11 protein-coding genes are annotated in these 12,501 nt (G+C 49.7%); 2 read left to right on the top strand and 9 right to left on the bottom strand.

All coding sequences use genetic code 11. The annotated features are described in order from the left end of the window. The first annotated feature begins 61 nt into the window (after window positions 1-61). Window positions 62-793, top strand: a complete 732-nt coding sequence (locus tag ABDW72_RS17550) for a hypothetical protein (protein ID WP_347159907.1) — start codon at window positions 62-64, stop codon at window positions 791-793. Window positions 794-918: 125 nt separating this feature from the next. On the opposite strand, the gene ABDW72_RS17545 is transcribed toward ABDW72_RS17550, so the two are convergent. The 8 genes from ABDW72_RS17545 to ABDW72_RS17510 form a co-directional block, all read right to left on the bottom strand. Next, the gene (locus ABDW72_RS17545; protein WP_347159906.1) at window positions 919-2,688 is read right to left on the bottom strand and encodes an SLC13 family permease; all 1,770 of its coding nucleotides are present in this window, start codon (window positions 2,686-2,688) and stop codon (window positions 919-921) included. A gap of 171 nt (window positions 2,689-2,859) precedes the next feature. After that, the gene (locus ABDW72_RS17540) at window positions 2,860-3,309 is read right to left on the bottom strand and encodes a hypothetical protein (protein WP_347159905.1); all 450 of its coding nucleotides are present in this window, start codon (window positions 3,307-3,309) and stop codon (window positions 2,860-2,862) included. A gap of 175 nt (window positions 3,310-3,484) precedes the next feature. Beyond that, window positions 3,485-3,958 carry a fasciclin domain-containing protein gene (locus tag ABDW72_RS17535; protein ID WP_347159904.1) on the bottom strand — a complete coding sequence of 158 codons (474 nt, stop codon included), beginning with the start codon at window positions 3,956-3,958 and terminating at the stop codon, window positions 3,485-3,487. Between the two features lie 114 nt (window positions 3,959-4,072). Continuing rightward, window positions 4,073-4,702 (bottom strand): rhomboid family intramembrane serine protease, encoded by a 630-nt coding sequence (locus ABDW72_RS17530; protein ID WP_347159903.1) that lies wholly within the window; start codon window positions 4,700-4,702, stop codon window positions 4,073-4,075. A 247-nt stretch (window positions 4,703-4,949) separates the two neighbouring features. After that, complete coding sequence (locus ABDW72_RS17525; protein ID WP_347159902.1) at window positions 4,950-5,924, bottom strand: polyprenyl synthetase family protein; 975 nt, start codon at window positions 5,922-5,924, stop codon at window positions 4,950-4,952. A gap of 8 nt (window positions 5,925-5,932) precedes the next feature. Beyond that, on the bottom strand, window positions 5,933-8,212 hold the full coding sequence (gene rnr / locus ABDW72_RS17520; protein ID WP_347159901.1) for a ribonuclease R: 2,280 nt from the start codon (window positions 8,210-8,212) through the stop codon (window positions 5,933-5,935). 290 nt (window positions 8,213-8,502) lie between these two features. Beyond that, on the bottom strand, window positions 8,503-8,766 hold the full coding sequence (locus tag ABDW72_RS17515; protein ID WP_347159900.1) for a hypothetical protein: 264 nt from the start codon (window positions 8,764-8,766) through the stop codon (window positions 8,503-8,505). 390 nt (window positions 8,767-9,156) lie between these two features. Further along, window positions 9,157-10,959 (bottom strand): ABC transporter ATP-binding protein, encoded by a 1,803-nt coding sequence (locus ABDW72_RS17510; RefSeq protein ID WP_347159899.1) that lies wholly within the window; start codon window positions 10,957-10,959, stop codon window positions 9,157-9,159. Between the two features lie 160 nt (window positions 10,960-11,119). On the opposite strand from ABDW72_RS17510, the gene ABDW72_RS17505 reads away from it, so the two are divergent. Further along, window positions 11,120-11,725 (top strand): HAD family hydrolase, encoded by a 606-nt coding sequence (locus ABDW72_RS17505; RefSeq protein WP_347159898.1) that lies wholly within the window; start codon window positions 11,120-11,122, stop codon window positions 11,723-11,725. Window positions 11,726-11,848: 123 nt separating this feature from the next. On the opposite strand, the gene ABDW72_RS17500 is transcribed toward ABDW72_RS17505, so the two are convergent. Continuing rightward, a complete protein-coding gene (locus tag ABDW72_RS17500; protein ID WP_347159897.1) occupies window positions 11,849-12,484 on the bottom strand; it encodes a lipoprotein signal peptidase in 636 nt (211 codons plus the stop codon). Between the last annotated feature and the right edge of the window lie 17 nt (window positions 12,485-12,501).

Genomic DNA, 12,501 nt, shown 5'->3' with positions numbered 1-12,501 from the left:
TACAGTTGGAGACGATGTTATACTTATACTATTTCTGTCGTTCATTTAAACTTTGTATAACATGAAAACAACCAAATTCTTGCTGCTAATTTGCTGTGCCCTTGCCACAATCACAGCCTGTAACGAAGATGATTCGTTCACTCCAACTATTCCTGGCACTGACATTGACCCGAAGGACTATGCGACCAATATCACAAACCCTTATTATCCGTTAACTCCCGGCACCACTTTATACTATGTGAACACAAGCGTGGAAGAAGGCGACACGACAATCGAAAACGTAGAGGTTGCTGTAACCCAGGATACAAAGGAAATCATGGGCGTTACCTGCCGCGTGGTACATGACGTGGCAACCGATGAAGAAGGTAACGTGCAGGAAGACACGTATGATTGGTACGCTCAGGACAAAGATGGCAATGTGTGGTACTTCGGAGAGAACACCAAAGCTTATGACAATGGCTCTGTCAGCACCGAAGGATCATGGGAAGCAGGTGTAGACGGCGCAGCGCCCGGCATTGTCATGTATGCTGACCCGTTAGCTCACAAAGGCAGGCCTTATTACCAGGAGTACTACCCTGACGTAGCTGTGGACCAAGCTGTGGTGCTCGACGCTGGCAACAGGGTGGAAGTGCCTTACGGAAACTTTTCCAACACCTTACGAATCAAAGAGTACTCAGCGCTGGAGCCGGAAGTGGTGGAAAACAAATACTATGTGGCTGGCTTAGGCTTTGTGCTAGCTAAGAGCGTAAAAGGCGCTAATGAACGGGAAGAGTTGGTTCGGATTACTCACTAACACGACCATACCTCTTTTAAATGAGCCCCTTGAGAAATACTTAAGGGGCTTTTCTTATGAAGTTAAAGCTAATCATTGGCAGCCGTAGCCTCCACGTGGAACATCAGCCCAGGTATACTTTATACTTAAAACGGGAAGAAATAGGGTAGTATGAGCGAGGCGATAAGCCACAGCAGCAGGTTGAGCGGGGTCCCTACTTTCAAGTAATCTTTAAAGCGGTAGTTGCCGGGGCCATAGATCATGGTGTTGGTCTGGTAGCCCATGGGCGTCATAAAGCTGAGGGACGCGGCGTATGTTACGGCCATCAAAAAAGGTCTTACACTCACATTCAGTTCCCGGGCAGTAACAATGGCAATGGGCGCCAGCAGCGCCGCCGTCGCATTGTTCGACATAAAATTGGTAGTGACAAAAGTGATAAAGAAGAACACCGATAGGAGTACGTGTGGCCCATAAACTCCCACTAAGTCGATGAGGTGGTCGGCCAGAAGCTTGGCTGCGCCCGTTTTCTCCAGGGCCACTCCCATCGACAGCACCCCCGCCAGCATAAAGATCACTTTCCAGTCAATGGCTTTGTATACTTCATCGACCCGGAGGCACCGGAAAATTACAAGTGCCACCGATCCGACCAATGCACTCAGCACAATAGGCACCAGGTTCAGGGTAGCAGCCAAAACCACACCTACGCTTATCAGCATCACCGGAATGATCTTACTATAGTTATAAGGGCTTCGCTCTGATTGTGAGATGACCAACAGGTCTTCGTTTTGCCGCAGCTTTTCGGCCTGCTGCTGGTCGGCGGTTATCAGTAGCACATCGCCGGCAGAAAGCTTTACGTGCGTGATCTTCTCATGCAATATTTCGTCGCGGTGGCGGATGGCCAATACTGATGCCCCATAATTGTAGGAGCGGAAGTTAAGCTCTTTTAATGATTTACCCTCCAGGTAAGAGTTTGGCGTTACAATGGCTTCGTAGAATTTAGAATTAGCGAGCTGAAAGCCCTTGCGCTCCGACTTTAATTCCAACCCTTCTACATCTTTTAGTTTCTTAAGCTTTTCTACGTTGCAGCGTACTTTCAATATGTCGTTGGCATGCAGCACCAGCGCCGGATAAGCTTTAATTTTTTGCTGCTTGCCGCGGGTTACCTGCAGCACTTCCACATCCAGGTGCTGGGCCAGGCTTGTGCGGCTGATAGACTTCCCCACAGATGGAGAACTGGGCAACAGCACTACCTCTGTAAGGTAATCGCCCATGTTAAACTCATCGGTCAGATCGGTGGTATACTTGCGGTTAGGGAGCAGGTACCTGCCGATAAAGAACATATACAAGATGCCGGCTAGCACAAACCAGATGCCGGCCGGCGTAAACTCAAACATGCGCAGGGCCGGTTCGCCCTGTGCCTGCGCTATGCCACTCACTAAAATGTTCGTAGAAGTGCCGAGCAGCGTGCAGACACCACCCATCAGCGCCCCAAACGACAGCGGTATCAGCAGCTTGGAGGGGCTCACTTTTATGTCCTGACATACCTGGATCACAACCGGCATGAGCAGGGCTACAACGGCTGTATCGTTGATAAAAGCTGACAAGGTGCCGGAAATCAGCATCAATGAGAGCAGGCAGAGCAGGTAATTCTGGCGACCAATACGGGTTAGCAGCTGCCCCACATTATTAAGGACACCTGACTTAAAAATAGCCGAACTGATGATGAACATGCAGGCGACCGTGATGGTAGCCGGGTTGCTGAAGCCGCTGAGCCCTTCCATGGGCGTGAGGATACCCGTCAGCATGAACAGCGACATGATCAGAATAGCAACCGTATCGATGGGCAGGCGCTCGCTTACAAACAACACGACGGCCAGTGCAATGATGCCCAATACAACGCTTATTTCGGTCGTCATCAAGAATACAGGACTTAGATGCTGCCGTAGCTTTGTCGCCCGGCATACTGTAACTTACAATAAAACAAGCACTAACAGGAAAAATATAAGAATTATTCCTGTAACTTAGTTTACCAGGACATGGTTGCATCAGCGATAATAGGGCAACCAGGCACAATTACTAAGAGTTAATTATACTTGCTGGAAGCTGGCAGAAACGCCGTCCAGGTATGTATGTGCCTCTTGCCAAGTGGCAAAAGTACGCATGGCTAAGTTACTGCGGTTTTGAATAGAGGTAATTTGCAGCGATGCTATTTTATCGGATGGGGAAACACAGGCAGCCTCCAGAAGACCGGATTTTTTCAGTAACTGTTGCGCAGCTACGTGCAGGTTACTTACCTCCTGGGGGTGCGTTATCATACAACTTAAATCGGCTAGCAAGGTAAAATTTGGTTTCACCGCCTGCAAAGCCGCTTGCCAGTCCTGCAGGTAATGCGCTACCGACTCACAGTTCTTCCAATACCCTTTCACTGTAAAATATAACCTGTTTTCAATTGAATTATAAGTCAGGTCGTAGCAACGGTTAACAGCTATGGCTGTAACAGAACTCTTTTGGGCGGTATTTGTACGTACTAGTTGCATGGGTAATACTAAACTAATACGCAGACCTCCTTAACCAGACTTATACAAAGTCAAGTTAAAGTATAATAATTAAGGAAAGTAATTCGTGTTTTGAGATTAATGCCCTACAATCTCTGCGAAATAGTACTACTTTCGGTATCCGTCAAGAGTAAAGGACAGGGCTTCTTAAGCTTTCTTACATACTTAAAGGAGCGGCTAAACCGTGCAGCATACCATTTTGCACTGCCTGGTCAGCGGCTACAATGCGTACCCCGTCTACCATGGTGCTGCCTTCTTTACGGCAGATGGTAATTTTGGTGCCGGCCAAGGTGCGGAGAGTCGCCCCATCTTTCAGGTCTTTTTCCTGGTAATTACCTTTAAGCAGGTGGGACATTAACAGCTTCCGCAGTTCCGGAGTAGACTTCTCTTTCCAACGTTGGAGCGCTGCTTCCGGAGGAGCCAACAACGTATACGCTTCATGGCCGGACAAGGTAGGTGTTAAACCGGCTTTGGTGATCAATTCTGCCAGAACAGGGCGCTGTTGCAGCACATAGGTCATCAGGTTCGTTTGCTGGGGCACAGCCAGCGCATACTGCTGCGTCTGCAGTTGCAGCGCTATAGCCAGCAACAGTACCATTCCTATCCATCCTGCTAATTGGTTCCTGTCCAAAATATAAGTTGTTTAGTAAGCTAATCTATAGCTTTTTATACGCAGCTATACTTTTAACAGTTAAAAACTGATCTGGCGGAGGCTATTAAACAAGTACCATACAGCTAATCTTTCTTAAAATAAACGCCACTGACTAATCTGCTCAAAAAAGTTTGGCAGTGTTTGGGGCACCAATGCCAGGCTTAGTACAAAACCATACAGGGCACCATAAAAGTGTGCATCGTGGTTAATGTTGCCGGCCATTCGCCTGCCCGAAAAGTAGGAATACATCATGTAGAGCACGCCAAAGATAAAGCCTGGCACACATAAGGCCGCAAACAGACATACGGGCGTAATGGGGTAAAACAGGATGCTAGCAAACAGCACCGAGGCTACGCCGCCCGAGGCTCCTAAAGCGCGGTAAGGCGGGTCGTTGCGGTGCTTCAGAAAAGTGGGGATATCAGACACAATAATGCCGCCCAGGTATACCAGCAGGTAGCAGAGCTCCCCCGGAATCAGGCCAAATATACCGGTGAAGGTATATTCTACATTGGTACCGAAGAAGTATAGCGTGAACATATTGAAGAACAGGTGGCTGAAATCGGCATGCAGGAAGCCTGATGTCAGGAAACGGTACCAGGAGTTGTCGCGCTGCACCGCATAAGGTTGAAAGATCAACTGGTGCATCATCTCCGGCTTTTGCCAGGCAGCCCACGATACTAAAACGGTAATACCAATAAGTATAAAAGTGAGGTTTAACTCCATGCGTTAATTAATAATGCTAATTAGTTAATGTGGTACTAGTTTACGGTGCTGCTGTTATAGCTTGGATGACCACAGGATAAGAAATGAAGACGATACCCTACCTTTTAAGCCATCTGGCCTGCGGGAGCTATTGTTATACTTCTGCAACCAGGCAACTCAAAGGTTTTCGCTTACTATTTAGTTAAACAAAAGCCTTAACAGGCTATACCTGAGAACCGATAATCAAACAATACAGCCATTCAACAAATCAACTATCCCGCTCCATGAGTTGCAGTGCCAGCCCCCGAATAGTAGCTTTGCGTATTTCCGGCAGTTGCACAGCATTCAAGTGCTGCAGGGCCTTCTGAAAATAGTGTTCTATCTGCTGCTCGGTCTGGTGCCGAATATTCAGCACATCGTATACGGCCGTTACGGCACTTACTTTCTCTTCGGCTATACTTTCGTCGGTGCGGTTGCGCCAGCTTTTAATGGTGTGTAGCTGCTGCTCGTTGGCCTGCTCCAGTGCCGTGAGCATCAGAAAGGTTTTTTTATCGGAGAGGATATCGCCGCCAACCTGCTTGCCAAACTTTTCTTTGTCGCCATACACGTCCAGCAAATCGTCGCGCAGCTGAAAGGCAATGCCGATGTTGTCGCCAAAGGCTTTCAGGTGCTCCGCATCTGCTAAGGGCGCATGCTGCAGAATAGCTCCTAACTCTAAGCTGAAGCCCAGCAGCACGGCCGTCTTCAGCGTGATCATCCGGATATACTCCTGTATGCTGACCTGCTCGCGCTGCTCAAAGTTCATGTCCAGTTGCTGGCCCTCGCATACCTGGGCCGCTGTTTCACTGAACAGATCCAGCACCTGCGGCAGTTTGGCTGGCTCCACGCCTAACAGCAACTGGTAGGCCCGCACCAGCATTACATCACCACTAAGTATAGCAATATTGGCGTTCCACTTTTCATGCACAGTTTGCTCGCCGCGGCGCAGTGGCGCACGGTCCATTATGTCATCGTGCATGAGCGTGAAGTTGTGGAAAACCTCTACTGCCGCCGCCGGAAAAAGCGCCTTTTCAACGTCCTCATCGTACATTTCAGCCGCCAACAGCACTAACAGCGGCCTGATGCGCTTGCCGCCAAGTGCCATAATATAGCGGATAGGCTCGTACAGTTCCGGCGGGTTTTCACCGTAGCGCAACGTGGATAAAGTTTGATTGATCTTTTTAGAGAGATGTGAGATATCCACAGGTCTTCTTAATGTCTTTTCAGGGTTTCTATTAGTTCCAGATCAATTGTCCGGTCATTCAGGTTGGCACTCTTCACCTCTACCAGCACCTCATCGCCAAACGAAATGATGCGTTTGGTCTGGCGGCCGATGATGCGGTAATTGGCTGAATCGAGCTCGTAATAATCGTCGTTCAGGTCCGAGAGGCGCACCATGCCTTCACACTTGTTTTCTTCGATCTCCACAAAGATACCCCATTCTGTAACACCGGACACAATGCCTTTATACTGGTTGCCGATGGTATCTTTCATAAACTCGACCTGCTTATACTTGATGGAGGCGCGCTCGGCGTCAGCGGCACGTTTTTCCATGGCAGAAGAGTGCTGGCAACGTTCTTCGTACTCTGCCTCATCTACCGACTTGCCGCCATCGAGGTAATGCTGCAGCAGGCGATGCGCCATCATATCCGGGTAACGACGGATAGGCGAGGTAAAGTGCGAGTAGTGCTGAAAAGCCAGACCGAAGTGGCCTTCTTCGTCGGTGCTATACTTGGCCTTGGCCATTGTCCGGATCGCCAGGTTTTGCAGGACGCTTTGCTCCGGCTTGCCTTCAATTTCAGCGGTCAGTGTATTCAGCTCTTTCGAGATATCGCCATCAGGGTCTACTTTGTAGCCAAACTTACGGGCAAACAGCGAGAAGGTACTCAGCTTTTCCGGGTCTGGCGAGCCGTGCACGCGGTATACCATGGTCGGATGCTTTTTGCCTTTGCCGAGGTTGTAGACATACTCCGCTACCTTGCGGTTGGCCAGCAACATAAACTCTTCAATCAGTTTGTGGGCATCTTTCCGTTCCTTCACATACACCGACAGCGGTTTGCCGTTTTCATCGAGCCGGAACTTCACCTCGGTCGTTTCGAAGCTGATAGCGCCGTTCTTAAAGCGCTTTGCCTGCAGCTTTTTGGCAATACCATTCAGAATGTTGATCTCTTCGGCAAAGTCGCCCTCACCAGTTTCGATGCGCTCCTGCGCCTCTTCGTATGCAAAGCGACGATCGGAGTATATGATGGTGCGGCCATACCAGGTATCGTAGAGTTTGCCTGTTTCGTCCAGCTCAAATACAACCGAGAAGGTCAGCTTCTCTTCGTTCGGTCGAAGGGAGCAAAGGCCATTGGAGAGGCGCTCGGGCAACATCGGAATAGTTCTATCTACCAGGTATACTGATGTAGCGCGGTGATAGGCTTCTTTCTCCAGCAGCGTGCGCGGCGTTACATAATGCGTTACGTCGGCAATATGCACCCCTATTTCATAATGGCCGTTCTCCAGCTTTTGGATAGAGAGGGCATCGTCAAAGTCTTTGGCATCGGCGGGGTCAATGGTAAAGGTCGTCACCTCGCGGAAGTCGCGGCGCTTGGCAATTTCGCCTTTCGGAATCTTTTCGGAAATGGTTTCAGCCTCCTCCTCCACTGTCTCCGGAAACTCAAACGGCAAGCCAAACTCGGCCATAATGGAGTGGATCTCGGCTTCGTTCTCGCCGGCAGGGCCAAACACACGGATCACCTCGCCTGCCGGGTTTTTGTCGGGCTTTGTAGGCCACTCTACGATCTTCACCAACACTTTGTCGCCGGCATTTGCGCCATTTAGGCCCTGTTCACCCACAAACACATCAAAGTAGAGCTTCTTGAAATCGGGCACTACAAAACCAAAATTCTTAGAAAGCTGCATGATACCTACCAGTTCGGTGCGGCTGCGCTCCAGCACCTCGATCACCACGCCCTCCTGGCGGCCGCCGCGTACAGTAGGCGACACTTCTACTTTTACGATATCGCCATCCATGGCATACTTCAGGTGCTCGCGGAACACACGCACGTCCTCCTCTCGCCCTTCTGACACAATGTAGGCATACTTGCTATTGGCCAGGTCCACCCGACCGGTAATGATGTCCACTTTCAGGTTCATCATGTACTTGTCGTCGTCTACCTGCAGTAGCTTGTTCTCGCTTTTAAGTGCCTGCAGGCTACTTGTTACCTGCTCCCGTCCTTTTTTATCTACCACTCCCATGCGACGGCACAAAGAGCGTTCGGTAAAAACGGCATCGGGGCTGTTGGAAAATACCTCCAGCACGAGCGCTTTAAATGATTTTGGGGAGCCTTTGCGGTCGGAACTGCCGCCGCGCCGGGAGGAGGATTCTCCCCGAGCGGAAGACTTACCTCTGGATGAGCTTTTATCTTTTGATGCTGATTCGCCCCGTCCTCTGGAGCTGCTGCGCTTGTCGCGGCTCTCGTCGCCGCCTTTATTTTTTTTGCTTCTCATGTATCTTGTTAACGTGCGGCAGTCCGATAGGCTGCCAATTACTCTACAAACTTCCGCTTAAATAGTTTATTTGCTATACGCCGGATGCAGCGCTTTGGCCGAAGTATGGGTTTATTTTCAGGTGAATTTATATATTATTTATTATATATCGGCTATGGTACTGCTATTGGATAGGGAAGAACGGAACGGCAAGATTACCGGGGTTTGAGGAATTAGTTGTTTCCGTAGATGAGGCTATACTTTCCTGCTGTTCTTCATAGCTGTTATCTAATCTTTAATTTTTCTGCTGATCACGCTAGCTGCTGGCTCTCATTTATACTTGGTAGCTGTTGTTTATACTTTATCAGGCAGGCTATACTTAGTAGCTGTAGTTTAATGCGCAGTTTTATACTTGTCCTGTTGCATCTCTGGCTTTGGTGCGCTCTAAGCCCGCGGGGGCTCGTCCTCGGGCATCGCGCGGTGGCGTGAAGCTGCTCCTCGCTCCGCTGCGGGCTGCCCTTACGGGCACCGCAACCCACCAAGGCGCTCAACCCAAGGACTGGAATCTTTCTCATAGCTGCTGCTTATACTTGAGCTAAAGTATAAATAAGTGTACTGATAAGAATGCTGGCACAAATATCCAGATCAGTGACTTGAGATGAAAAGGAAGTCGCTGACTTTACTGGCCCGATGAGACAAGTCAGTTCTACAAAGCGAAGCTCCTGCTATACAACCTATACTTCTCCAAAGCAGTTACAGGCTCCCCTCCTTAGACAAGCGAGAACGCGAGTTCGAAGCTTGCGAGCATAGTTCAGAGGGGCAGGGGTGGTTGAATCCGGAACTACAATGCTTATACTTCAGCTAAAGCAGCAGCAAGATTATTCTCCTTGAACGGACGACGGGTAAGTTCAACAATAGTTTATACTCTTTTAAAGCAATTGAAGAATACCTCTGGCATACTTTATCTAAATAATCCCCGCTTTCATCGCCTCACGCTTTTCCTGCGCTTTGATGATGTCTTCGGGCTCGCCTTTGGGGATGGCGCTGATGAGGGTGCGGGTGTACGCCTGCTGCGGGTTGCGGTAGAGCTGCTCCGGGGTGCCGCTTTCTACGATCTGTCCTTTGCTCATCACCAGAATGCGGTCTGACATGTACTTGGCGACGGAGAGGTCGTGGGTAATGAAGATGTAGGTCATCTGAAACTCCTGCTTCAGCTGGTTAAGCAAATTCAGCACCTGCGCCTGCACCGACACGTCCAGCGCTGATACGGATTCGTCGCAGATGATGCACTTGGGCTGCAGCGCTAAAGCCCTGGCGATGCAGATACGTTGCCGCTGGCCACCCGAAAACTCATGTGGATAACGCTGGAAATGCTCCGACATAAGTCCAACTTTATCAAGCAATTCCATCGTTTTACCTTTGCGTTCTTTGTCGTTGGAACAAAGTTTATGCACACGCATCGGTTCCATGATTGCTTCGCCCACGGTGTGCATCGGGTTCAGCGAAGCGTAAGGGTCCTGGAAGATCATCTGGAAATCGCGGCGGCCTTTACGCAACTCTTCTGCGCTGAGCCGGGCAATGTCGCGGCCGTTGAAAATGATGCTCCCTGCCGTTGGCTCTACCAGGCGCAGCAGTGCACGGCCAAGCGTTGTTTTGCCGCAGCCCGACTCGCCCACCAGCCCAATTGTTTCGCCAGGCATCACGTCAAAGCTTACGCCATCTACGGCTTTTACAAAATCAGTGGTGCGGGCAAAAAGGCCTTTTTTGATGGGGAAGTGTACTTTGAGAGCTTCAACTCGCAGCAACGGTTGCTGCGCCTCTCTGTATTGCGCTTTTATACTTGTAAACGCCCCAACTACTGCCTCCTGTACTTGCTTCTGCTTCTCGATAATGTGCCCTTGCACATCCTCCTCCATAAAATCAGACACAGTTGGAAGTATAGATTGCGGCCTGGCCGACAGTTTAGGGTGGCAGGCCAGCAAACCTTTGGTATAAGGGTGCTGCGGGTTGGTAAAGATATCCAGCACCTTGCCCTGCTCCACCAGTTTGCCTTTATACATGACCAGAATACGGTCGGCAATTTCGGCTACCACACCTAAATCATGGGTGATGAACAGCACGGCGGTGTTTTCCTTTACCCGCAATTCGTCGATAAGCTGCAGCATACGGGCTTGCACCGTTACGTCCAAGGCTGTGGTAGGCTCATCGGCAATCAGGATGCTGGGCTCGCAGGCCATGGCCATGGCAATCATCACGCGCTGCTTCTGCCCCCCCGAGATCTCATGTGGATAGGCATCAAAAATTTTCTCTGCCCGCGGCAGCCTTGCCATTTCAAAAAGCTGAATCGTGCGTATTCTAGCCTCTTTTTTTGACAAACTGGTATGCAGCAGCAACACTTCCGCCACCTGTTTTCCACACGTATACACGGGGTTCAGCGATGACATGGGCTCCTGGAAAATCATACTGATTTCGTTGCCGCGTAACTGCTGCATCTGCTTTTCGGGTAATTGAAACAGGTCTACTTCCCCAAACTTCTCTGATTGAAAAATTGCCTTTCCTGCTGCTATGCGGCCGGGCGGCGTATTGATCAGCCGCATCACCGAGAGTGCCGTCACCGACTTGCCAGAACCCGACTCTCCCACTATCGCCACTGTCTCGCCCCGGAAGATCTCAAACGAAACCTGATCCACTGCTTTTGTAATGCCGCGGTGGGTGGAGAAAACAGTTTCCAAGTCTGTTACTTTTAGAATGGGCGTAGGTGTGGCCAAGAGGAATCAGATTAGTGCTTTGGTAAAAATAAGGATTTTTGGCTCTAAATTGCTTGGCAATGCTGTATAGTTTTATCAGTCTTCAGCATGGCACATGCTATTTAAATTTGACAGCCATACGTATAGCCGCTACCTTTAGAAGCGAAACGACCTATAAACTATGACTAATACGATCATCTTCGACCTCGGCGCGGTACTCGTTGACTGGAATCCGCATTACTTATACCGTAAAATTTTTGATGACGAAGCCGAGATGCACCATTTCCTTCAGAACATCTGCACGTCTGCTTGGAATGAGGAGCAGGACGGCGGACGACCGCTGCAGGAGGCAACAGAACTGCTTATAAAAGAATACCCTGAGCAGGAGGAAAATATCAGAGCTTACTACGGCCGATGGGAAGAAATGCTGGGCGGCGCAATAGAAGGAACCGTAGAGATTTTCAGGCAGCTCCGGGAAAGTGGCAAGTATAAAATCTATGCCCTGACAAACTGGTCAGCCGAGACTTTTCCGGTTGCGCAGGAGCGGTATGAATTCCTGAACTGGTTTGATGGCATTGTAGTATCAGGAGAGGAAAAGAACCGGAAGCCTTTTGACTCGTTTTATCAGGTGCTGCTGGAGCGCTATTCGGTAAATCCGGAAGAGGCGCTGTTTATAGATGATAACCTGCGAAACATACAGGCGGCTGAGAAACTAGGTATTCCGTCCATTCATTTTACTTCGCCGGAACAGTTGCAGGAGGATCTACAGGAAAGAAACATACTTTAAAAGATCGCACAAATACCTTCCCGCTATACTGAGTTACAGCTGCATGAATGTGCTAGAATGCAGCTGTTATGAAAAGAGGCTGCTCTTTACGGAGCAGCCTCTTTTTATAATCTTATACTTTGCTTAGATACCTTGTTGTTGCTGTTGTTGCTCTGCTGCAGGGCTATCTACGGGGGTGGTTTGTGGCGTCCCAAAAAAGCGCCGCTGGTTCAGCAGGATCAGCACTACGCCTATAAAAATAGACGAATCAGCTACGTTGAAGATCGGCCACAACGACATAGGCTGCCCGCCTAAAATAGGCACCCATTGCGGTACAATGCCTTCCCACAGGTCTACGTAAAACATGTCAATTACCTGCCCATGAAACCAGGGCGTAGCAGCACCATATGGGGCATTATCAAACCAAACACCATAAAAGGTACTATCTACCAGGTTGCCGATAGCCCCCCCAAGTATGAGGGCAATGCACCAGAGCAGCCCTTTGGGAGCACGGTGCTCGGCCAGGTAGTATAGGTAATAGCCGATGCCGAACATGGCTACCAGCCGGAATAGCGTCAGGATGAGCTTGCCGTAGCTGGACCCCAGCTCCACGCCAAAAGCCATGCCCGGATTGAGCGTATAATGCAGCTTCAGCCAGTCACCGATCAGGTGTATCTCACCTGGCAGGCCCATTTCCATGTTGTTGTGCACAATAAACTTCACGGTCTGGTCCAGCAGGATGATGCCGATTGCAGCCAGGTAATATTTCCAGTATTTCATGTTTTTCTGTTTAGCGC

The organism is Pontibacter chitinilyticus, assembly GCF_039748935.1.
In the GTDB taxonomy this organism is placed as follows: domain Bacteria; phylum Bacteroidota; class Bacteroidia; order Cytophagales; family Hymenobacteraceae; genus Pontibacter; species Pontibacter chitinilyticus.
Note: the sequence above shows the minus strand (reverse complement) of the source record. Positions and strands in the feature narration are given on the sequence as shown.